This is a genomic window from Kribbella sp. NPDC020701 (genome assembly GCF_055562215.1).
The window spans coordinates 225,357-247,812 of the sequence record NZ_JBVHFT010000007.1 but is presented as its reverse complement, the minus strand read 5'-3'; the positions used below and the strand labels follow the sequence as shown (position 1 = coordinate 247,812).

At 69.3% G+C, this 22,456-nt stretch carries 19 protein-coding genes and 1 pseudogene; 13 read left to right on the top strand and 7 right to left on the bottom strand.

From position 1 onward, the window contains the following. The first annotated feature begins 20 nt into the window (after positions 1-20). Positions 21-935: a GNAT family N-acetyltransferase gene (locus ACZ3HV_RS19005; RefSeq protein WP_465685994.1), complete on the top strand. Its 915-nt coding sequence runs from the start codon at positions 21-23 to the stop codon at positions 933-935. Here the strand turns inward: ACZ3HV_RS19005 and ACZ3HV_RS19000 are convergent. Continuing rightward, a complete protein-coding gene (locus ACZ3HV_RS19000) occupies positions 900-1,892 on the bottom strand; it encodes a 2-dehydropantoate 2-reductase (protein WP_465685992.1) in 993 nt (330 codons plus the stop codon). The genes ACZ3HV_RS19005 and ACZ3HV_RS19000 overlap by 36 nt on opposite strands. 141 nt (positions 1,893-2,033) lie before the next feature. Here ACZ3HV_RS19000 and ACZ3HV_RS18995 point away from each other — a divergent pair, with 141 nt between their 5' ends. Both ACZ3HV_RS18995 and ACZ3HV_RS18990 read left to right on the top strand, forming a co-directional pair. Beyond that, complete coding sequence (locus tag ACZ3HV_RS18995; RefSeq protein WP_465685990.1) at positions 2,034-4,871, top strand: BTAD domain-containing putative transcriptional regulator; 2,838 nt, start codon at positions 2,034-2,036, stop codon at positions 4,869-4,871. 74 nt (positions 4,872-4,945) lie between these two features. Further along, positions 4,946-6,256 (top strand): ATP-binding protein, encoded by a 1,311-nt coding sequence (locus ACZ3HV_RS18990; RefSeq protein WP_465685988.1) that lies wholly within the window; start codon positions 4,946-4,948, stop codon positions 6,254-6,256. Positions 6,257-6,399: 143 nt separating this feature from the next. On the opposite strand, the gene ACZ3HV_RS18985 is transcribed toward ACZ3HV_RS18990, so the two are convergent. The 5 genes from ACZ3HV_RS18985 to ACZ3HV_RS18965 all read right to left on the bottom strand — a co-directional run bounded on the left by ACZ3HV_RS18985 (position 6,400) and on the right by ACZ3HV_RS18965 (position 12,341). Then, positions 6,400-7,359 carry an ABC transporter permease gene (locus ACZ3HV_RS18985; RefSeq protein ID WP_465685987.1) on the bottom strand — a complete coding sequence of 320 codons (960 nt, stop codon included), beginning with the start codon at positions 7,357-7,359 and terminating at the stop codon, positions 6,400-6,402. A gap of 2 nt (positions 7,360-7,361) precedes the next feature. Next, entirely contained in the window at positions 7,362-8,288 is a 927-nt protein-coding gene (locus ACZ3HV_RS18980; RefSeq protein WP_360359036.1) for an ABC transporter permease, read from the bottom strand. A 118-nt stretch (positions 8,289-8,406) separates the two neighbouring features. Continuing rightward, a complete protein-coding gene (locus ACZ3HV_RS18975; protein WP_360359038.1) occupies positions 8,407-9,423 on the bottom strand; it encodes an ABC transporter ATP-binding protein in 1,017 nt (338 codons plus the stop codon). After that, a complete protein-coding gene (locus ACZ3HV_RS18970) occupies positions 9,420-10,400 on the bottom strand; it encodes an ABC transporter ATP-binding protein (protein ID WP_465685985.1) in 981 nt (326 codons plus the stop codon). The genes ACZ3HV_RS18975 and ACZ3HV_RS18970 overlap by 4 nt, the downstream gene beginning before the upstream one ends. Positions 10,401-10,547: 147 nt before the next feature. Then, on the bottom strand, positions 10,548-12,341 hold the full coding sequence (locus tag ACZ3HV_RS18965; protein WP_465685983.1) for an ABC transporter substrate-binding protein: 1,794 nt from the start codon (positions 12,339-12,341) through the stop codon (positions 10,548-10,550). 156 nt (positions 12,342-12,497) lie between these two features. Between ACZ3HV_RS18965 and ACZ3HV_RS18960 the strand changes: the two genes are divergently transcribed. From ACZ3HV_RS18960 to ACZ3HV_RS18915, 10 genes and pseudogenes are all read left to right on the top strand, one after another. Next, positions 12,498-13,181, top strand: a complete 684-nt coding sequence (locus tag ACZ3HV_RS18960; protein WP_360359044.1) for a response regulator transcription factor — start codon at positions 12,498-12,500, stop codon at positions 13,179-13,181. Positions 13,182-13,243: 62 nt separating this feature from the next. Beyond that, positions 13,244-14,650, top strand: coding sequence for an ATP-binding protein (locus ACZ3HV_RS18955; RefSeq protein ID WP_465686323.1), 1,407 nt, complete (start codon positions 13,244-13,246; stop codon positions 14,648-14,650). Positions 14,651-14,761: 111 nt separating this feature from the next. After that, the gene (locus ACZ3HV_RS18950) at positions 14,762-16,360 is read left to right on the top strand and encodes an ABC-F family ATP-binding cassette domain-containing protein (protein ID WP_465685980.1); all 1,599 of its coding nucleotides are present in this window, start codon (positions 14,762-14,764) and stop codon (positions 16,358-16,360) included. A gap of 161 nt (positions 16,361-16,521) precedes the next feature. Continuing rightward, positions 16,522-16,971: a hypothetical protein gene (locus ACZ3HV_RS18945; RefSeq protein WP_465685978.1), complete on the top strand. Its 450-nt coding sequence runs from the start codon at positions 16,522-16,524 to the stop codon at positions 16,969-16,971. A 7-nt stretch (positions 16,972-16,978) separates the two neighbouring features. After that, positions 16,979-18,133 carry a sensor histidine kinase gene (locus ACZ3HV_RS18940; protein ID WP_465685977.1) on the top strand — a complete coding sequence of 385 codons (1,155 nt, stop codon included), beginning with the start codon at positions 16,979-16,981 and terminating at the stop codon, positions 18,131-18,133. After that, complete coding sequence (locus tag ACZ3HV_RS18935) at positions 18,130-18,768, top strand: response regulator (protein ID WP_465685975.1); 639 nt, start codon at positions 18,130-18,132, stop codon at positions 18,766-18,768. The genes ACZ3HV_RS18940 and ACZ3HV_RS18935 overlap by 4 nt, the downstream gene beginning before the upstream one ends. A 180-nt stretch (positions 18,769-18,948) precedes the next feature. Then, entirely contained in the window at positions 18,949-19,527 is a 579-nt protein-coding gene (locus ACZ3HV_RS18930) for a carbohydrate ABC transporter permease (protein WP_465685973.1), read from the top strand. An 81-nt stretch (positions 19,528-19,608) separates the two neighbouring features. After that, positions 19,609-20,502: pseudogene (locus ACZ3HV_RS18925) on the top strand (acetylxylan esterase); the annotation flags it as partial. Positions 20,503-20,548: 46 nt separating this feature from the next. After that, the gene (locus ACZ3HV_RS18920; RefSeq protein ID WP_465685971.1) at positions 20,549-20,950 is read left to right on the top strand and encodes an ArsR/SmtB family transcription factor; all 402 of its coding nucleotides are present in this window, start codon (positions 20,549-20,551) and stop codon (positions 20,948-20,950) included. Beyond that, a complete protein-coding gene (locus ACZ3HV_RS18915) occupies positions 20,947-21,936 on the top strand; it encodes a cation diffusion facilitator family transporter (protein WP_465685969.1) in 990 nt (329 codons plus the stop codon). The genes ACZ3HV_RS18920 and ACZ3HV_RS18915 overlap by 4 nt, the downstream gene beginning before the upstream one ends. Here ACZ3HV_RS18915 and ACZ3HV_RS18910 read toward each other — a convergent pair. After that, entirely contained in the window at positions 21,890-22,399 is a 510-nt protein-coding gene (locus tag ACZ3HV_RS18910; RefSeq protein ID WP_465686321.1) for a GNAT family N-acetyltransferase, read from the bottom strand. The genes ACZ3HV_RS18915 and ACZ3HV_RS18910 overlap by 47 nt on opposite strands. Positions 22,400-22,456: the final 57 nt, after the last annotated feature.

Sequence of the window (22,456 nt, the reverse complement as noted above, 5' to 3'; positions counted from 1 at the left end):
CATCATGGCAATCTGAGCAGATGGGCGTGATCGAAATTCTGCCGGTCGAGACGGACGCGGACTACGAGGCCTGGCGCCAGGTGCGGATCGCGGTCCTGCCGCACGAGCGGTGTCCGAGTGTCGCCGAGATGCGGGCGATGGAGTCGCCGCAACGCCTCCTGCTCCTGGCCGAACGGGACGGCGTGGTCGTAGCGAACGGACTGTCGGACCGCTCCGACGAGGGCGGTCGTGGATTCGTCGCGCCGAGGGTCCGTCCGGACGCCCGACGGCAAGGTGCCGGCACACGGATGCTGCGCGCGCTGGCCGAGCACGCGGCGGCCCAGGGCTATACCGTCGCCGGCGCCGGGGTGGAGGACGAAGGGTCGCTGGCGTTCGCGGAGCGGTTCGGATTCACCGAGACCGGTCGTCAGGTCGAGCAGGTCCGCCCGATCGGCGCCGAAGCCTGGCCGGAGCCGCCCGCGTCGTACGACATCGTGACGGTCGCGGAGCGGCCGGAGTTGTGGGCGGCGGCGTACGAGCAGGTGGCGTTGCCGACCTTCCCGGACATGGACCTCCCCACGCCGTTGGAGGCCACGGCCGAGGAGTGGGCGACCGAGTGGATCAACGATCCGGCGGCGATGTTCCTGGCGGTCGTCGGCGACGACGTGATCGGGGTGGCGGGCCTGATGCTCGACACCGACCGGCCGGAGCGGGCCGAGGTCGCCTACACCGCCGTACGACGGGAGTGGCGCGGCCAGGCCGTCGCGTCCACGCTCAAGCGCACGAGCATCGCCTGGGCGGGGGAGCACGGGATCACCGAGGTCTACACGTGGACCCAGCAGGGCAACGAGAACATGCGCCGGCTCAACGAGCACCTGGGCTTCACCTACGGCGCCGTGAGTATCAACCTCCGGGCGGACCTACCGCTGAAGTTCGCGGAGGAGGTCAGGGCCTGACCACGCGCGGCGGTTCCCTTCGGCGTCGCGGATCAGGGCGACGAGCTTGTGGTTGACGGGCGCCGGGCGGCCGAGGGAGTCGGCGAGGCGGACGACTTCGCCGTTCAGGTAATCGATCTCGGTGGGACGGCCGGCCTCGAGGTCTTCCCACATCGATGTCCGGGCGAGCGGGTCGATCGCGAGCATCTTCGCGGCGAGGCGGCGGAAGAGGAAGTCCGGCAGGCGGAGGATGGCGGGGAAGCGGCGCATCGGGACCGCCAGCAGCTGGGCCGGCTCGATGCCCGCGGCGGCCAGCAACCCGAGCGTCTCGGCCTGCGCCGCGGCCAGGCAGCGACGGTAGGCACGCTGCGAGAGCTCGTCGCGCAGCGGCAGGTTCGACAGCGCGTTGATCGGGTTGTTCAGGTTCAGCAGGAGCTTCGCCCACTGCACCGGGAGGATGTCGTCGTGCTGCTCGAGTGGCAGTCCGGCGCGCTCGAAGGCGTCCAGGTACGGCGCCAGCCCCGGATGACGCTGAATGTCGAGAGCACCCTCGGTGCCCTGGTGGAACACCCCGCCACCCCGGTTGAGCACGTTGAACGGGACCATCCCGGTCAGTACGACCTGATCGGTCAGCCGCTCCCGCAGCAGCTCACCGTTGCGTACGCCGTTCTGGAAGCTGACCACGATCGCTCCAGGCTTCAGTACGTCGGCCAACTCGGCCGCCGCCCCCTCGGTCGCAGCGGACTTCACCGTCACGAGCACGAGATCCGCCTCCGCGGCCGCCGCCGGCGAGGTCTCGTACCGGACGGTGTCGACCCGCAGATCCGCGCCGAGGTAGTCGGTCAGCCGCAGCCCGTGCTCGGCCAGTACGTCGGCCATCCGCTGCCGCCCGACGAACGTCACCGGGGTCCCAGTCGCGGCAAGCCGCCCGCCGACATAGCACCCGATCCCACCCGCGCCGTACACCACGATCCGCACGACCTCACTGTACGGAAGGACGTGTAGTGGTCGGGTTCCCGCTCCTGCCGCACGCTCAGCGCCTGCGGGTGAACCTGCCTGCCCATCCACCACTACCCGTTCTTCGGTACGCCGCTGCCCCGCGAACGCTAGTCTGAAGCGGTGGCGGAGGGGAATCTCCCCGTGCGGTTGTCGAGTTTCGTCGGTCGGGAGAGTGAACTGGCCGAGCTGGCGGAGCTGGTCGGGAAGCATCGGCTGGTGACGCTGACCGGACCCGGGGGCGGGGGCAAGACCAGGCTGGCGGTGACGCTGGCAGACCGGGTGCGCCCCCGGTACGCCGGAGTGCGCTGGCTCGGCCTGGCCACGACCAGCCCGGGCGACGGCTCCGCGGGTGTGCTGGCCGCCCTCGCCGACGTCCTCGAGTTGCCGGAGGCAACGGTCGCGGCGGCGACCAGGCGGCTGTGCAGCGGTCCCTTGCTGCTCGTCGTGGACAACTGCGAGCACCTGCTCGATCCCGTCGCCCCGCTGATCGGTGAGCTGCTACGGACCTGTCCGAAGCTCACCGTGCTGGCGACGAGCCAGGAGGCGCTGGGGATCGCGGGTGAGGCGGTGTTCGCCGTACCGCCGCTGGCCGAGGCGGCGACCCGCTTGTTCGTGGACCGTGCGCAGGCGGCGTCGTACACGTTCGAGCGGACCGAGGGAAACGCGTCGGACATCGCCGAGATCTGCGCCCGGCTGGACGGCGTACCGCTGGCGATCGAGCTGGCCGCCGCGTGGATCCCGACGTTGTCTCCGGCCCAGATCGCGAGCCGCCTCGACGACAGCCTGGCCGTGCTGACGCGGGGCGATCGGGAGGCGATGCCGCGGCATCGCACGTTGCGGGACGCGCTGGACTGGCGTTGGGGTCTGCTGGATCCGCCGGAGCAGGAGTTGCTCGCGCAGCTCTCGGTGTTCCCCGGGAGCTTCAGCGTCGACGCGGTCGAGGCAGTCGCCGTACTGCGCGGACCTGACGTGCTGCAATCGCTGTCCCGGTTGATGAATCGTTCGCTGGTGATGGTCCAGCAGGGCGACGAGGTGCGGTACCGGTTACTGCAGATCGTCCGCCAGTACGCGGCGTACCGGCTCGGTTCGGACCTCGGTCCGGCGCGGCGGCTGGCGGCCTACGCGCTGGACCTGATCGAGCGGGCGGCCGATCGGTTGGAGGGCGAGGAACAGCAGGAGTGGCTGGATGTCCTGCTGGCCGAGCGCCAGAACATCCGGGCCGTGCTGACCTGGCATGTGCAGCGCGAGGAGGCCGAGGCCGCGACCCGGATCGTGGTCGGGATGTGGTGGGCGTCGTACCTGCTCGGGTGGTACCGGGACGCCCGCGACTGGCTGGAGCGGGTGCTGGCGATGCCTGGCCCGGTTCCGCCGGAGCTGCGGGCGGATGCCCAGATCGCCCTCGGCACGATGGCCCACCTGCAGGGCGACGCCGAGCTGGCCACGGCCCAACTGCGGGCCGGATTCATCGCACAGAAGGCTGCCGGGGATCCGACGGCCGAGGCACGCGAGCTGCACTGGCTCGGTGGGGCCGCGATGCGACGTGGCGAGTACGACGAGTCCCGCCGACTCGGACAGCGGTGTATCGAGCTCTGGCGGAAGTTGGGCATCGAGTCGAACCTCTCCCGCGCGATCGACTACCTGGGCATGCGTGAGCTGCTCGCCGGGGAGCTGGACTATGCGGAAGAGCTGCTCCGTGACGCCCGCGCCCGCTACGAGCAGGACGGTGCGGGCGAAGGACTCGGGTGGACGACTGCTCTGCTCGGCGCGGTGCAGCACTACCGCGGTGACTCCGCGGCCGCCGCAATCCTCCTCACAGAGGCTCGCCAGATGGCCGAGCGCACGCGCCAGACCGTCACCCTGGCCTGGGCTCTCCACCTCTTGGGCTTGGAGGCACGCAAGTCCGGTCAGCTCACCGAGTCGAGAGACCTCCTCACCCAGAGCCTTCGTCTGCACCACGACTCCGGCAACCGCTGGCGAGTAGCCAGCTTGCTCGAGTCCCTGGCCACCACCGCCCTGGCTGAGAAGGACATCAGGCAAGCCGTCCGGTTGCTGAGTCATGCGGCCGCACTGCGGGAGAAGCTGGGGACTCCGGTACCGGCAGTCGAGGCCGCGGACGTCTCGACCACCCTGGCGGTGGCCCGCGACGCCCTGTCACCGGACGATTTTCGTACGGCGTGGACCGAGGGGGAGGTGTTCACGGTCGACAAGCTCACGGGGATCGAGCCAAGCGCTCGCCGGTCGGTGGTACCCCTCACAATCGCGGACACCCGAGTCGAGTCACTCCACGTGCAGGCCCTGGGTGCATCCGAAGTACGGCGCAACGACAGCGTGCTGGATGCCGCGGCCTGGGGCTATGCGAAGCCGCGCGAGCTGTTCTTCTATCTGCTGGGTTCCGGTCCGGTGACCAAGGACCAGATCGGCGCGGAGCTCTGGCCGGACGCCTCCGCCCAGGCCCTGCGGAACAGTTTCCACACCTGCCTGCACCAGGTACGCCGTACGCTCGGTCGCTCGGACTGGATCACCTTCCGCGGCGGCCGCTACGAGTTCAACCGGACCCTCGAGCACACGTACGACGTCGCGGACCTGGAGGGAGCCGCTGCAGCCGGGGACCTGGCCCGCGTGATCGCGCTCTACCAGGGCGACTATCTGGTCGACGTCGCCGGCGCCGCGTGGATCGACGACCGCCGGGAGGCGCTCAGGCAAACGTTCGAGCGATCCCTCCTCACGCTCGCCGACGCCCGCGCGACGGAGGGACGCGTGGAGGAGAGCGTCGACCTCTATCAGCGGGCGGTCAGCCATGACCCCCTGCTCGAATCGGCACACCGCGCCCTCATCTCGCTGCACCTGATCCAGGGCGACCGTGCCGCCGCCGTCCGCCAGTACAACGTCCTGGCCGACCTGCTCGCCGCCGAGCTCCAGACCACCCCGAGTCCCCAGACCACAGCACTGCTCAGCTGAACCCCTAGCACTTCCCACAGCGCCGCCCACCAGAGTGTGCTGGGGGGATTTGAGATCTATCTCGGGGGTTTTTGATGGAGTTGCTGGAGCGGGAATGGGCGGTTCGTGCTGCCCTGACCGCGGTGGACGCGGACCATGGGTCCGTCGTGCTGCTGACCGGAGAAGCGGGGATCGGGAAGACGAGCGTGGTCCGTGAAGTGGCCGGCCGGCTCGGCCCGGCCACGCGGATACTGCGGGGTGCGTGCGACGACATGCTCGCGCCGCCACCGCTCCAACCATTGCGCGACGCCGTACGTGGGACTGATGGGCCGTTGGCCCGGGCGCTGGCAGGTGGCCTGGACCTGTATGAGCCGGTGATCCAGGAGTTCGGCGGGTCGACGCCGACCGTGCTGGTGATCGAGGACGTGCATTGGGCCGACGACGCCACGCTCGACCTCCTCAGGTACCTGGCGCGACGCGTGGATCAGCTCCGGCTAGTGGTGATTCTGACCTACCGTGACGACGAGATCGATGCGCGGCACCCACTGCGCGTCCTGCTCGGCGCGTTGACCGATGTCACGGTGCATCGCGTCGTGCTGCGGCCGCTTTCGGAGGACGCCGTACGGTCGATGGCCGTCGACGCCGGCCGTGACGCGGACGAGCTGTTCCGCCTCACCAACGGGAACCCGTTCTACCTGACCGAAGCGCTCGCCAGCCCGGCGGACGCCGTACCCGCGACGGTCGTGGACGCGACGCTGGCCCGGCTGCATACGTTGGACCAGGAGAGTGTCGGCGTGGTCGAGCTGCTCTCGGTGATCCCGCGGCCGCTCGGCCTCAAGTACGCCGAAGTTGTCGTCGAGGGCCGGACCGACGCCCTCACCCGCGCCGAGCGCCGCGGCATCCTCGAGGCACGCACAGGCGCGGTCGCGTTCCGGCACGAGCTGGCCCGGCGGGCGATCGAGCAGGCACTGCCAGTGATCCGGCGCCGCGCGCTGAACGCGCGGATCGTGGAGCTGATCCTGGGCACCAACCACGAGCGGCTGCTCTATCCACTGGTGCACCACGCGGTCCGAGCAGGTGACGCCGACACGATTGTCGCGTACGCGCCCCGGGCGGCGCGCGACGCGACCGCGGCCGGCTCGCACCGCCAGGCGCTCGCCCACTACGAAGCCGTCATCCCGTACGTCGGTCGGCTGCCGATCGCCGAGCAGGCCGAGGTGCTGGCCGGGTTCGCTTGGGAGCTGCACATCGCGCACCGCTTCCCGGAGGCGGTCGCCCGCTGTGCGGAGGCCGTGGACCTGTACGAGCAGCTGGGTGACGTCGTGCCGTTGACGGAGACGCTGCTGCAGCAGTCGCGGCACTGCTACCTGGCCGGCGCCACCGACGCGGCGCTGGCCGCGGTCTAGCAGGTGCCACGCGCGTCGTGCGGCGTCCCAGCCCGGGTCGCCCGGCAGCACGACCGGGCCTTTGATCAGTTCACGTAATCCATTCATGCCTTCGTTTGTACGGCGATGCCCACGCCCGGCTCATCGGCAAGAACTACCTATCTCTAGTGCAGGCGGACCCGCGGATCCAGGACGGCGTACGCGATGTCGACCAGGATGTTCGCGACCACGACCGCCGCCGAGGCGAACAGCACGATGCCGATGATCACCGGCAGGTCCTGCTGGTTGATCGCGACCACGGCGGTCTGGCCGAGCCCCGGCAGGCTGAACACGGTCTCCGTCACCACCACGCCGCCGATCAGCTGGCCTAGGTCGATGCCGAACTGCGTCACCACCGGCGTCATCGCGCTGCGCAGGCCGTGCCGGACGATCACCCGGCTCTCCCGGATGCCCTTCGAACGCGCCGTGCGGATGTAGTCCTCGCCGAGCACGTCCAGCATCGATCCGCGGGTCAGCCGGGTATAGGTTGCTGCCAGCAACAAAGCCAGCGCTATCCATGGCAGGAACAGATGCTGGAACCACGCCCCGGCTCCGGCGGACAACGGCGAGTAGCCGCCGGCTGGGAACCAGTGGTATCCGGCCAGCGTGAGCCGGAAGTAGAGGAAGTACAGCAACAGCAGCCCGAGCAGGAACGACGGGAACGAGTAGAAGAACAACGCGAACAACGTCAGCCCGCGGTCCGCCAGCGACCGCGGATGCACCGCCGAGATCACCCCGTTGAAGACGCCGAGGGACAACCACAGTACGGCGGCGCCGAGCGCCAGCGACACCGTGATCGGCAGCGCCTGCCCGATGATCGTGGTCACCGGCACCTGGTGGTAGTAGTCGTACCCGAGGTTGCCCTGCACCGCGTTCTCGACGAAGTGCAGGTACTGCTTCCAGACCGGCAGGTCCAGCCCGAGCCGGTGCTTGATCAGGGCAATGGTCTCCGGCGTCGCCTGCCGGCCGGCCAGCGTCTGCGCCACGTTGCTCGGAGCAACGAAGAACAGGCCGAACACCGCGATCGTGATCAGCCACAGGACCAGGATGCCGTGCCCGATCCGGCGTAACAGAAAGACAGCCATGACTAGGTCCGATCCGCGCGTGGGTCGAAGGCGTCCCGGACACCGTCGCCGAACAGGTTGAACGCGAGCGTCGTGATCAGCAGTGCCAGACCGGGGAACAGGATGAACCACCACGCGGTCGTGTAGTAGTTCTGCGATGCGCTGATCATCCCGCCCCAGTCGGCGGTTGGCGGCGGCAGTCCGAGCCCGAGGAACGACAACGTCGCCTGGGTCACGATCACCACCGGAATCAGCAGCGTGGTGTAGACGATCACCGGCGCCAGCACGTTCGGCAGGATGTCGACGAACATGATCCGCTTGTCACCCGCGCCCAGTGAGCGCGCCGCCTCGACGAACTCGCGTTCGCGCAGCGATAGCACCTGACCGCGCACGATCCTGGCGACGGACGCCCAACTGAAGCATCCGATCACCAGGACCGTCACCGTCAGGCTCGGTCCGGTGACCGACACCAGCGCGATCGCGACCAGCAGGAACGGTACCGACAGGACGACGTCGATCAGTCGTGCGAGGACTGTGTCGGTGATCCCCCCGAGGAACCCCGCCGCGAGCCCGAGCACGACTCCGATCGCCACGGTGATGGCGGTCGCGATGACACCCACGAGCAGTGACACGCGAGCGCCGTACGCGATTCGTACCAAGATGTCCCGGCCGAGGTCGTCGGTGCCCAGCCAGAACGTTCCGTTCGGTCCGCGTGGCAGGCCGTCCGGTGTCAGCCCGATGTCGCGGTACTGCTCGTTCGGCGGGTGCCCGGTGATGGCGGCGAACACCGGCGCGAAGATCGCCATCAGCACGATCAGCAGGATCACCACCAGCGAGATCATCGCCACCTTGTCCCGCCGCAACCTCCGCAGCGCCAAGACGAACGGACTACGCCCTTCGATCGCCGGTGCCTCACCCGTGACATCAACCATCTCGATCGCCGTGGTCATGGGGCCTCCCGGCCTGGACTGAGGAGTGGAGGGAGCGAAGCGACCGGAGCGACGAGGGAAGGCCGGGAGGCAAAGCCCCATGACCCCGCCGGTGCCGAAGGCCCGGCCAAAAGCACAGTCATGATGCCTTCAAGTCCGGTACGGCTGTGGACAAGTCCTCGCCCAGGGTCAACGGGTAGAAGCACGCGGTCCGGTGGTTGCCGGAGTCATCCAGGACCGGCTGGAGTGGTGGTTCGCCGGATGCACAGTCGGCTCGGGCTTTCGGGCACCGCGTGTGGAACCTGCACCCCTCCGGCGGGTTCGTCGCGGCCGGGATGTCGCCCCCGAGGATGATCTGCTCACGGCTGTCGGCCGTGTCCGGATCGGCCACCGGCAGCGCGGACAGCAGCGCGCGGGTGTACGGATGCCGGGTCTGGCCGAACAACTCGTTCGTCGGCGCGAGTTCGACGATCTTGCCCAGGTACATCACCGCGATCCGGTCACTCACGTGCCGGACCACGGACAGGTCGTGCGAGATGAACACGTAGGTCAGGTCGAACTCCTTCTGCAGATCGGCGAGCAGGTTGATGATCTGAGCCTGGATCGACACGTCCAGCGCCGACACCGGCTCGTCGCAGATCACCAGCTTCGGCCGCAGGGCCAGCGCCCGGGCCACCCCGATTCGTTGCCGCTGGCCACCGGAGAACTCGGCCGGGAACCTGTTGTAGTGCTCAGGGTTCAGCCCGACCAGCGCCATCAGCTCCTGGACCTTCCGCTTCCGTTCCGCACCCGACGCGATGTTGTGGATGGCGAACGGGTCCCCGATGATCGAGCCGACCCGGCGGCGCGGGTTCAGCGAGCCGTACGGGTCCTGGAAGATCACCTGGACCTCGCGCCGGATCGGCCGCATCGCCCGGCGTGACAACGTGCTGATCTCGGCGCCGTCGAACCACACCGAGCCGGACGTCACGTCGTACAGATGGGCCATGCAGCGGGCCAGGGTCGACTTGCCGCACCCGGTCTCGCCGACCAGGCCGAGCGTCTCGCCCTTCTTCACCTCGAGAGACACCCCGTCGACCGCCCGGACCACCTCCCGCGCCTGCGTGGGGAACTCCTTGCGGACGTCCTCCACCTTGAGTAGTACGTCGTCGTTCATGACGCGATCGCCTCGTTCTGTTCGTGGGGCAGCCAGCAGGCCGACTGGTGCCTCGGATCGCGGGCGACGTCGGTCAGCGGCGGTGCCTCGGTGCGGCACTTGTCGAACACGTGCGGGCAGCGGGACGCGAACGGGCACCCGGCCGGCAGGCTGATCAGGCTGGGTGGCGTGCCCGGGATCGGGGTCAGCCGGTCGCCGCTGCGGGCCGGCAGCGAGGCCAGCAACCCTTGGGTGTACGGGTGATGGTTGCGGTAGAAGATGTCGCGGCGCGGCGCCCGTTCCATCACCGCGCCGGCATACATCACCACCACCTCGTCGGCCATCTCGGCCACCACCCCGAGATCGTGGGTGATCAGGATGATCGCCGTACCGAACTGCTCCTGCAGCCGGCGCATCACGTTCAGCACCTGGGCCTGCACGGTCACGTCGAGTGCGGTGGTCGGCTCGTCCGCGATCAGCAGCGCCGGGTCGAGCGCCATCGCCATCGCGATCATCACCCGCTGCCGCATCCCGCCGGAGAACTGGTGCGGGTAGTCGTCGATCCGCTCGGCCGCGCGCGGGATGCCGACCAGGGTGAGCAGCTCGGCGGCCCGTTTCCGGGCCGCCTGCTTGCTGATCACCCGGTCGTGCGCGCGGATCATCTCGACGATCTGCCAGCCGATCCGGTAGTGCGGGTGCAGGCTGGACAGCGGGTCCTGGAAGATCATCCCGATCTGGGCCCCGCGCAACCGGCGCAGGGTCGACTGATCGGCGGTGATCAGGTCGGTTCCGTCGAAGAACGCCGTACCGGAGACCTTGGCGCCGCGGGTCAGCCCGACGATGGTCTGGGTGGAGACGCTCTTGCCGGAACCGGACTCGCCGACGATCGCCAGCGTCTGCCCGGCCTCCACGTCGAACGACAGGCCCCGGACGGCGCGGACGGTGCCGTCCGGGGTGTCGAAGGAGACCCGGAGGTCCCTTACTTCAAGCAGTGTCATGAGATCTCCCGGCCAATAGCGCGGTCATGGGCCCTCCCGTCCTGGACTGAGGAGCGTAGGGAGCGCAGCGACTGGAGCGATGAGGGAAGGACGGGAGGCAAGGCCCCATGACCCTGCCGGCGCCGAAGGCCCGGCCAAAGCACAGTTCTAGCCGCCCTGCTTGCCTGTGGACAGCCACACGTTGGTCGGGTCGAACATCTGCAGCGCCGGCACGTAGACGGCGTTGTTGACCTGCGGCGCGTGGTAGTTCGCGTTCTTCGGGTTGGTCAGCGGGAAGAACGGCGCGTCGGCCATCACCTGCGCGTCGGCCTTGGCCCACAGGTCCGCCGCCTGGTCCTCGCTGGGCGCCTTCTCGGCCTGGTCGATCAGCGCGTTCGTCGCCGAGCTGCTGTACAGCCCGAAGTTGCTGCCGATCGGCGGGTACGACGGCTCGCCGGAGAACAGCGGGTTGAAGAACGACAGCGCCGCGTTGCCGTACCAGTCAGCACCCCAGCCGGCCAGCGACAGGTCCCAGACCCCACGCTGCGCGACCGTCGGCACCTGCAGGTACTTCACGTAGAAGTCCGCGTTCGGCGACGGTACGCCGACCACCGTGATACCGGCCTTGGACAGGTCCTGCTGAACCGTCTGGAAGGACTTGCTGCTGCCCTCGGACGCGTTCCGGTACAGGAACTTCAGCGTCAGGTGCGGGAAGCCCGCCTCGGCCAGCAGCTGCTTGGCCTTGTCCGGGTTGTACGGGTAGGGATCGATCTGCTTCGAGCCGACGATGTTGTCCGGCAGGACGTGCGTCAGCGGCGGGTTGATCGTCGGACCGCCGAGGACCTGCAGGATGTGGTCGCGGTTGATCGCGTAGCTGATCGCCTGCCGCACCTTCACGTTCGCCAGTGCCTTGTTGTTGTTCGGCGACGCGGTGTTGTAGATGACGTACGGGTTGCTGGACGCGGTCATGCCGAGGTTCAGGTTCTTGTCCTTCTTCGCGATCAGCCCGGGCAGCTGCGACGGCGGCGGCGGGACGTCCCACTCGAGGTCGGCGGTCGGGGTCCCGGTCTGCAACTGCTGCTGGATCGAGTCCTGACTGACCGTCTCGTTCACCACGATCTTGTCGACGTACGCCTTGCGGACCGGGTCGGTGGACGCGTTCCAGGCCGGGTTGCGCGAGTACGTGATCGACTTGGTCGGGACCCAGGAGTCGACCTTGTACGGGCCGTCGGACGGGTAGTGGTTGCCGAGCTCGGTACTGGCCGGCAGGTACTTGAGCGACTCGACCGGAGCCGGCGAGAACGCGGTCAGGGTCAGCATGTCGACGAAGTACGTGGCCGGCTGGGTGAGGTGGAACTCGACCGTGGTGTCGTCCTTGGCGACCACACCGGGCAGCGGCGTCTTGTCGATGTAGGCCTGGATCGCGGCCGGCGTCTTGGCCACCTTGGCGAAACCGTCCGTGAACGCCTTGTACCCGACGATCAGGTTGGCGAAGTCGGGGATGCCACCGAACGGCTGCACCGGGTTCGCGGTCCGCTTGACTCCCCGGACCATGTCCGCGGCGGTCACCTGGCGGGCCGGCGTGGTGTTCCACTGCGCGCCCGGGCGGATCTTGATCGTGTAGGTCTTGCCGTCGGCACTGATCCCGCCGTTGGCCGCGGTCGGGATGTCGGTGGCCAGGTCGGCCACCGGCTTGGTGTTGTCGGTGCCCGGATCCGCCGGGTAGGTGAACAGCTGCCGGCTCCACATTCGCAGGTTCAGGTACCCGACGGAGTAGTAGCTGAGGTTGGGATCCATGTAGTCGACATCGCCGGCCCCGAGCATGTTCAGGGTGCCGCCGGTGACCGGCGTGGCAGCGGTGCCTCCGGATCCGGATGCCGATCCGCCGTCGTTGCTGCAGGCGGCGAGCACGAGACTCGCCACGGCGGCAAGGGATACTGCCGCCAGCCGTCTTCTGGCCATTGGTCCTCCTCCGGGACTCGATAGCGCCGAAGTTAGGACTCCCGGGCGCGGCCGGATCCGCGATCACGCAACCGTCAACGAGTTGTCACCTCGGGCGCGCGGGGACATGACGGTTTCATGACGCTCGTAACCCCGGCGGTGAGCGACACTGGGGGCGTGGCACACAGCCTGCTGTTGGTCGACGACGAGCCGCGCATCCGGCGGGTGCTGCGGCTCGCCCTGGAGGACGAGGGGTACCAGGTCGCCGAGGCGGCCAACGGGTACGACGCTCTGGCCGCGCTTCGCCGGGTCCAGCCGGACGTGGTGCTGCTGGACCTGATGCTGCCGGACCGGGACGGATTCACGGTCTGCCGCGAGATCCGCCGTACCAGTGACGTGCCGGTCATCATGGTGACCGCGCGGACCGACAGCCACGACGTGGTCGCCGGACTGGAGGCGGGAGCAGACGACTATGTGACGAAGCCGCTGGTGGCCAAGGAGCTGTCGGCCCGGATCCGGGCGCTGCTGCGGCGGGTCGAGCCGGGCAACGCGCGGCAGTCCGACCTGCTCGAGGTCGGCGACCTGCGGATCGACGTTCCGGGGGCGGAGGTGACCCGCGACGGCGCCGTACTGCCGTTGACCCGGACCGAGTTCAAGCTGCTCGCCGAGCTGGCCGGTGCCGAGGGCAAGGTGCTCTCCCGGGAGCAGTTGCTGTCGAAGGTGTGGGGGTACGGCTACTTCGGTGACAGCCGGATCGTCGACGTCCACATCCGGCGTCTCCGGCTGAAGATCGAGCACGACCCGGCCAGCCCGAAACACCTCGTCACCGCCCGCGGTCTGGGCTACCGACTGGTGAGCTGACCTTGCTGGGACGGTTGAGGGGTCGCGCCCGCGGGGCGGCGCGTAGCAGGCGCCACGACTTGGTGCGACCCCTTGGCCTGCGCGGTCGGGTCATGCTGGCGTACGGCCTGCTGGCGCTCGGGCTGTCGACGGCTCTGGCGCTGGTCACGTGGGGCGTGGTCTCGAACTACCTGACCGAGCAGCGCGAGTCGTCCGCGGTGGTCGAGACGGCGGACAACGCCGCGGCGCTGCACTACGGGCTGTTCGGCGCGCCCCAGCCCTGCCACCCGGCCCGCGAACGCGCGGAGTGCGGCAGCCCGACGCCGAACCCGGACGTCAGCGTGATGGATCTGCTGAACACGCTGCCGTCCACCGACTCCGCGGCCTCACTGCTGTACTTCGACGATCAGTGGTGGTCCCTGACCGGCAAGCCGCCGGACCTCCCGCCCGACCTGATCGCGACTGTGCGGGCCGGCGCTACCGCGCATCGCCGGATCGACGTGAGTGGGCAGCAGGTGCTCGCGGTCGGCGTACCGATGACGCGGCCGGGGGAGGCGTTCTTCGAGTGGCATCCGCTCGACAACCTGGACAACACGCTGCGGACGTTGAAGATCACGCTGATCGTCGCCGCGCTCGTGACCGCGCTGATCGGCCTGGCGGTCGGCCGGCTCGCGAGCACGCTGGCGCTGCGGCCGCTGGCCGAGCTGACCCGGGTGGCGGACGCGGTCGCGCGCGGGAAGCTCGATGCCCGGCTGCAGGCCGAGAACGACCGGGACCTGGGTGGGTTGGCGAGGTCGTTCAACCAGACCGCGGCCGACCTGGAACGCCGGGTCGCGGCGGACGCGCGGTTCGCGGGCGACGTGAGCCATGAGTTGCGGACGCCGCTGATGACGATGCTGAACTCGATGCAGCTGATCCAGAACCACCGCGCCGAACTGCCCGCGGCGGTGCGGGAGCCGGTCGAGCTGCTGGGATACGACCTGGACCGGTTCCGGCGGCTGGTGATCGACCTGCTGGAGATCTCCCGCGACGACGGTGGTGACCAGGGCAGCCGGGAGATCGTCCGGATCGCCGACCTGGTCCGAGCCGCGGCCGACGCCACCGCCGGGCGGGAGGTGACCACGGTCGAGCCCGAGGCCGAGGGGTTGATCCTGCAGGCCGACAAGCGGCGGCTCGAGCGAGTGATCGCGAACCTGGTCGAGAACGCCGAGGACCACGCCGGCGGCTGCAAGGGCGTCGGTGTCGAGGCCGGCGGTCTCGGCGTCATCATCACCGTCGACGACGCCGGCCCGGGCATCGCCGCCGAGGACCGCACCCGCATCTTCGAACGCTTCGGTCGCGGCGAAACCTCCGGCCGAGGCCGCGGCGTAGGCCTAGGCCTGGCCATAGTCGCCCGCCACGTCCAATGGCACGCCGGCACCATCCGCGTCGAAGACCGCCCCGGCGGCGGTGCACGCTTCACCGTCGAACTCCCGGCGAAAATCAGCTGACGGTTCTTGTCCGCCCAGCTACCGTGAATGCATGGCTACTTGCCTCTGTGTCTAGCTGTGGACCCGCTTCCGCGCCAGAAGTGTGTCCTTTAGCTATCACGGAGAGTAACCATGATCACCGTTCGCGGTGTAGATATTCGCGTCGGCGGCCACCTGCTGCTGTCCGACCTCTCGTTCCACGTCAGCCCGGGCGACCGCGTCGGGCTCGTCGGCCGCAACGGCGCCGGCAAGACCACCCTGATGAAGACGCTGGCCGGCGAAGAGCGCCCGGCTGCGGGTTCGATCACCGTGTCGGGTTCGATCGGCTACCTGCCGCAGGACCCGCGCGCCGCCGACCCCGCCGTCACGGTCACGGCACGCATCCTGTCCGCGCGCGGACTCGACGTCGCCGTCCGCAAGCTTCGCGAGGCCGAGTCCGCGATGAGCACGGCCGTCGGCGAAGCCCAGGAGCGCGCGATGGCGGCGTACGCCAAGGCCGAGGCGCAGTTCCAGGCCGGGGGCGGGTACGCGGCCGAGGCCGAAGCGGCCCGGCTGGCGGCCGGCGTCGGCCTGCCCAACCGCGCCCTCGAGCAGCCGATCGGCGAACTGTCCGGCGGCCAGCGCCGCCGGGTCGAGCTGGCCCGGATCCTGTTCGCGCAGCACGACACGCTGCTGCTCGACGAGCCGACCAACCACCTCGACGCCGACTCGGTGCTGTGGCTGCGGTCCTTCCTGCTCGGCTACCCGGGCGGCCTGATCGTGATCAGCCACGACCGCGAGTTGCTCAAGGCAACGGTCAACCGGGTGTTCCACCTGGACCCGCAGCGCCTCACGATCGACCTCCACAACACCGGCTGGACGAAGTACCTCGAACAGCTGGAGACCGACGAGCGCCGCCGGACCCGGGAACGCCACACGGCCGAGCGCAAGGCGGCGGTCCTGCACGCCCAGGCGGCGAAGATGCAGGCCGGCGCCAACACTGCCGTCGCCGCCAAGAACATGGCCCGGCGCGCGGACAAGATGCTCGCCGACCTGGAGCCGGTACGCCGGTCCGCCCGAGTGGCCCGGATCCGGCTGCCCGAGCCGGCGCCGTCCGGAAAGACCCCGCTGACCGCCGTCGGCCTGAAGAAGGCGTACGGCGCACTGCAGGTCCTGGACGGCGTCGACCTGGCCGTGGACCGGGGCAGCCGGGTCGTCATCCTCGGGCTGAACGGCGCGGGCAAGACCACCCTGCTCCGGCTGCTCGCGGGTCGCGAGGAGCCGGACGCCGGCCAGGTCGTCCCCGGCTACGGGCTACGGCTCGGGTACTTCGCCCAGGAGCACGACACCCTGGACCTGGCCGGTACTGTCCGGCAGAACCTGGCGTCGGTCGCGCCCGGCCTGACCGACGGCGAGGTCCGCAACGTGCTCGGTTCGTTCCTGTTCAGCGGTGACGACGCGGACAAGCCGGCGCATGTGCTGTCCGGTGGGGAGAAGACCCGCCTGGCGCTGGCCGGTCTCGTTCACTCCGGCGCCAACGTGCTGCTGCTGGACGAGCCGACCAACAACCTGGACCCTGCCTCCCGCGACGAGGTCCTCGGGGCGGTCGGCAGCTACCCCGGCGCGATCGTCATGGTCACCCACGACGAGGGCGCCATCGAGGCCCTCCGCCCCGACCGGGTCCTGATCCTCCCGGACGCCACCGAGGACCTCTGGACCGACGACTACCTGGATCTGGTCTCCCTGGCCTGATCCTCAACCCTGGGGTTGAGACCCGGTTCCACCCGGGTCTCAACTCCGGGCTGACGTGTACGGCGTCCTTTCCGAGGAGTGTTGTGACCGGCAACGAAACTCCTCGGAAAGGACAACCGGATATGTCGGCCAGCCTCGTGGTGGGGATCTTGGTGGGTCTGTTGGTCTTGGTGCGTGTGGTCGGCCGGCAGGTCACCGGTTCGCTGGTGACCCAGCGATCGCTGGTGCTGATGCCGGCGGTCCTGACGCTCGTCGGGGTGTACGCGATCTGGTCCACCGTCGACGGGGCGTCGACCGGGGAACTCGCGTTTCTCGGGCTCGACTGCGTCGTACTGATCGGGGTCGGGCTCGCCCGCGGTGGCAGCATCCGGCTCGAGCGGCGGGAGGCGGGTTTGTGGCAGAAGGGGACCGTCGCGACACTGCTGCTCTGGGTGCTGACGATCGCGCTACGCGTCGGTGCCGCCGCGGCGTCGGCCGCGCTGTGGCCGGACAGCAAGCTCGGCCAGGCGACCCTCGCGCTGACGATCGGCCTCACCATTGGGGCGCAGAACGTGATGATCTACCGCCGGGCACTCGGGCTGCGGATCCCGTTCGCCGTCGAGCGGGCATGATGGCGGTATGAACCAGACGCTCTGGGACCGGGCGAAGGCCTCGCCCCGCCCAGGGATCCTGCTCCGGTCGGCGCCCGGGGTTCTGGTGATCGCCGCGCTGCTGCCGACGGCCGCCCGTGCGGACGAGCGCCGCTTCCCGTTGCCGGTGCTGCTCGTGCTCGCCGTATTCGTTGTCCTGGGCAACTTCACGCTGCTCCAGCTGCGGTACGGCGAGCAGCCGCGCCGGGCAACTGCCGGCCTGCTGGTCTTCACCGTGGCCGGTGGGCTGCTGTGGTTCGCGTTGCCGCAGAGTCTGTTCATCGTGCTGCCGTTCTGGGCCGCGCGGGTCGCCGTCCGGTACCGCCCGCCCGGGCAGCTGCAACTGGTCGTCGTGTTGCTCGGGATCCTCGGTGCGAGCGTGCCGATCTACCTCAACACCCACTCGGTCGCGGGCGCGGTCGGTACGGCGTTCGGCGTCACGGCACTGGTGCTTGCCTCGATCAACCGTCGTACCCGCGAGGAGCAACTCGATCAGCTCGAGGTCTCGGTGGCGCGCAAGCAGGCGGCGATCGAGGAACACAGTCGCGCTGCCGCGCTGGCCGAGCGGGCGCGGATCGCTCGCGACGTGCACGACGTACTCGCGCATTCCCTGGCCGGACTGTCGTTAAGTCTGCAGGGGGCGCGGCTGATGCTGGTTCGGGACGGCGCGTCGTCGGAGGCGATCGAGCAGGTGACACGGGCGCAGGGTCTGGCAGCCGAGGGACTGGCCGAGGCCCGGCGGGCGGTGGCGGCCTTGCGTGAGGATGCGGTTCCCGACGTACGGGCGCTGGACGATCTGGTCACGGCGTACCGGCTGGAGAGCGGGGCGACGGCGGAGTTCGAGGTGAGCGGCGGCGAGCGGGAGCTGCCGGCGGACGTGATGAGCACGCTGTATCGCACGGTCCAGGAGGCGCTGGTGAACACCCGCAAGCACGCGCCAGGTGCGCCGGTGGTCGTGAAGCTGTCGTACGGCGACGAGGTCCGGCTGACGGTCGAGGACCGGCCGGGGAGGCGCCCGGACCGGGCCGCGCCCGGGGGTTATGGTCTGCTCGGTATGCGGGAACGGGCCGACCTCATCGGCGGCACACTGGAGGCCGGACCGACGTCCGACGGTTGGCGGGTGGAACTGAAGGTGCCTGGATGAGTGCGGTGCGAGTGGTGGTCGCCGATGACCAGAGGGTCGTCCGGGACGGGCTGGTCACGTTGCTCAAGCTGCTGCCGGGCATCGACGTGGTCGCGGCTGGATCTGACGGCGAGGAGGCCGTTCGGTTGGTTGCCGAGTACAACCCGGACGTCTTGCTGGTGGATCTGCGAATGCCGAACTGCGACGGCGTGGAGGCGACCCGCCGGATCCGCGCGGACCACCCGGGCACGGCGGTCGTCGTACTCACGACGTACAGCGATGACGACTCGGTCCTGTCCGCGCTCCGGGCCGGTGCGCGCGGCTACCTGACCAAGGACGCCGACGCCGAGTCCATCGGCCGTGCCCTGCAGGCGGCGGCCGCCGGCCAGTCCATCGTCGACGCCGAGGTCCAACGCCGCCTGATCGAAGGCGCCGCCACCCCCAAACCCGCCGACCCCGCCGACACCGGTCTCACCCCGCGCGAGATCGAGGTGCTCCGCCTGATCGCCGACGGCCTCTCCAACACCGAGATCGCCCGCCACCTGGTTGTCAGCGAGGCGACGGTCAAAACCCACATCAACCACCTCTTCGCCAAAGCCAACCTCCGCGACCGAGCCCAAGCCGTCGCCTACGCCTACCGCCTCGGCCTCGCCTGAGTGATCGCATCCACCAGCAGGTCGAGGTTGCCGGCAGCACCCGGGCGGACGCCTCGCTGTCGGAGGGACCGCCCATGCTCGGTTCGGCTCGGAAAGTGCTCGCGGTGGTCGTCGCCGGGGTGCTGGCCGCCGTTCAGCTGGGATCGGGTTGCCCTCGGCAACTGGGCGGTCTCGGTGCTGGTGGCAACGACTGGCGGCTATGCGCTGGCGATCCTGCGACCGAAGTACGCCAAGATCATCAACGGCGCGCTGCTGGCGACCCTGTTCATCCCCGGCGTCATCTCGCTGGTACCGCTGTACCTGACGGTGCTCGACGTACCGATCCTCGGCGGGTCGTTGATCAACACCTACTGGGCGATCTGGCTGCCCGCCGGGGCGAGCGCCTTCAACGTGATCATCACCGGCCGGTTCTTCGCACAGCTTCCGCCCGAGCTGTTCGAGGCGGCGAAGATCGATGGCGTCGGCAACTTCCGGATGTTCACCTCGCTGGTGCTGCCGTTGTCCGGCCCGATCATCGGCGTGGTCTCGCTGCTGTCGATCATCGCGGCCTGGCGTGAGTACCTCTGGCCGAAGCTGGTCCTACCGGACCGGACCAAGCAGCCGCTGTCGGTGATGCTGCCGTCCATCCGCGACAACGTGCAGCTCAATCTGTTCATGGCGGGTCTACTGATCTCGGTGGTGCTGCCGATCGTCATCTTCCTGCTCTTCCAGCGCTATTTCATCCGCGGGGCCGGTCTGGCCGGCGGCATCAAAGGCTGATCAGCCGACCTCGAGAGGAATCACCATGCCCTTGTTCGACAAGCCGTTGCCGGAGCTTCGCGAGTACCGCCGGAGCGCACCGAGCCGGCCGACTTCGAGCGGTTCTGGCAGGAGACGCTGGCCAAGGCCGAGACCGATCCGCTCGACGCGTCGTTCGTCCCGTACGACGCAGGCCTGTCACTGGTCGACGTGTGGGACGTGCGGTTCACCGGCTTCGGCGGGCATCGGATCGCGGGGTGGTTCCTGGCACCGCGGGGGATGCAGGGTCCACTGCCGACGGTCGTCCAGTTCCTCGGGTACCAGGGTGGGCGGAACTGGCCGATCGACTGGCTCGTGTTCCCGGCCGCCGGGTACGCCGTACTGGTGATGGACACCCGCGGTCAAGGGACCGAGACGGCGGATCCCGATCCGGGCGCGAACCCGCAGGTGCCCGGATTCCTCACCCGTGGACTGGTCGACCGCGACTCCTATTACTACCGCAGGGTCTTCACCGACGCGGTCCGGGCGGTGGACGCGGCGCAGAGCCATCCGGTCGCGGACCCGGCCCGGATCGTGGTGGCCGGCGGCAGCCAAGGGGGAGCGATCGCGCAGGCGGTGGCCGGGTTGCGTTCCGACCTGGCGGCGGCGTTGATCGACGTACCGTTCCTGACGCACTTCCGGCGGGCCGCCGAGATGGCGGGGGAGAGCGGGTACGGCGAGATCGCCGACTATCTCGCCCGTCGGCGCGTGCCACCCGAGGACGTGTTCTCCGTCCTCGACTACTTCGACGGTGTGAATCTCGCCGCCCGGGCGACCGCGCCGGCGCGGTACTCGGTCGCGCTGATGGACGCCGTCTGTCCACCGTCGACCGTCTTCGCGGCGTTCAACCACTACGGCGGTACGGCGGAGATCGACGTCTGGCCGTTCAACGGGCACGACGGTGGCGCACAGGTGCAGCGGATGCGGCAACTACGGTGGCTCGCTGACACGCTGTAACCGGCGGCACGTTGCGGGGCGCGAGTGGGTCCTCTACTGTCGACGTATGAAGAGTTCTGCAGATGTGCAGCTCGACTCCTGCAACATCCGGTTGGTCGACCCCGAGCGGGTGGCGAGCGTCAACGCCAGGATGCCCGCGGAGGGCGACATCGTCGATACGGCCGACGTGTTCGGCCTGCTCGGCGATGCCCGCCGCCTGAAGTTGCTGGTCGCGCTGCTCGACGGTGAGCTGTGCGTCTGCGATCTCGCCGCGATCACCGGTCTGAGCGAGTCCGCCACCTCGCACGCCCTCCGGCTGCTCCGGGCCCACCGGGTGGTCGCCGTACGGCGTGACGGCCGGAACGCCTTCTACCGGCTGGACGACGCGCACGTCCGGATGCTGCTCGACCTGGCCGTCGCCCACACCGAGCACACCGACGTCATCCACCCGGAAAGGTCGGAATCGTGAGCGCCGAAGGACACGGCCATGGCCACGGCCACGGCCATGGCGTGACCTCGAGCGCCGACCGGAAGTTGCTCAGTGGTGCGCTCGCGCTGATCGTCGGCTTCATGGTGGCCGAGGTCGTCGTCGGCCTCGCGGCCGGTTCGCTGGCCCTGATCACCGACGCCGCGCACATGCTCACCGACGCGATCGCCATCGTGCTCGCGCTGATCGCGATCCGGCTCGCGGCCCGCCCGCCGGCCGGCGGCTTCACCTACGGGTTCAAGCGGGTCGAGATCCTGTCCGCGCAGGCGAACGGCATCACGCTCCTGCTGCTCGCGGCGTACTTCGTCTACGAGGCGATCAACCGGATGATCGACCCGCCCGAGGTGAAGGGCGCGCTGGTGCTGATCACCGGTGTGGTCGGCATCGTCGTGAACCTGTTCGCCACCTGGCTGATCAGCAAGGCCAACCGCTCGAGCCTGAACGTCGAGGGCGCGTTCCAGCACATCCTGAACGACCTGTTCGCGTTCATCGCGACCGCGATCGCGGGTCTCGTCGTACTCCTCACCGGCTTCGCCCGGGCGGACGCGATCGCCGCGCTGGTGGTCGCCGCGCTGATGCTGAAGGCCGGTGTCTCACTGGTCCGTGACTCCGGCCGGATCTTCCTCGAGGCCGCGCCCGCCGCCATTGACCCGCAGGCGCTCGGCACCGAGTTGTGCGCGATCGACGGCGTGGTCGAGGTGCACGACCTGCACGTCTGGGAGATCACCTCCGGCGAGCCGGCCGCATCCGCGCACATCCTGGTCGCCGAGGGACTCGACTGCCACCAGATCCGGATCGAGATCGAGGCACTCCTCGCGGACCGCTATCACCTGACGCACTCGACCCTCCAGGTCGACCACGCCACCGGCGACGACCTCTCCGCGCACTGCTCGGATGCCCACGGCACCGTTCATCGCTCGATCACAACCGCTGGGCGAGCACCTGACCCGGCCACTCCGAACCATTGACCGGTACGGCGAACGTCTCGGTCCGCGTGAACCCCTGCTTCTCGTAGTACCGGACCAGCGCACCGTCCCCACCGGCGAAGCAATCCACCCGGAGCAGCCCGACTCCCGCCTCACGCGCCAGTTCGCGCGCGTGATCGAGCAGTACGCCGCCGATGTTCTGCCCGGCGGACTCTCGATCGGTGACCAGCAGCCGCACGTACAGCTCGGGCTCCTCGGCCGGCCGCACGTACGGCATCGCGTCCCCGACGGCGAGCGCCCCGACGACCCGGCCGTCCGCTTCGGCCACCCACAACCCGTCGTCGTCCGCGAACGAGGTGATCTGCGCGATCCGCCGCGGACTCGTCGAGTGCGGCTCGGTGCCCCACTGGTCGGTCAGCCCCCGCGCGACCAGCCACTCGGTCGCCCCGTCGAGCAGTCCCAGCACCACCGGCACGTCGTCCCGCCCCGCGCGGCGGATGTTCATCTGCACTTCCCCAGAATAGTTTGGCCAGGGATGTCGAAACCCGTCCGCCAGTCTCTA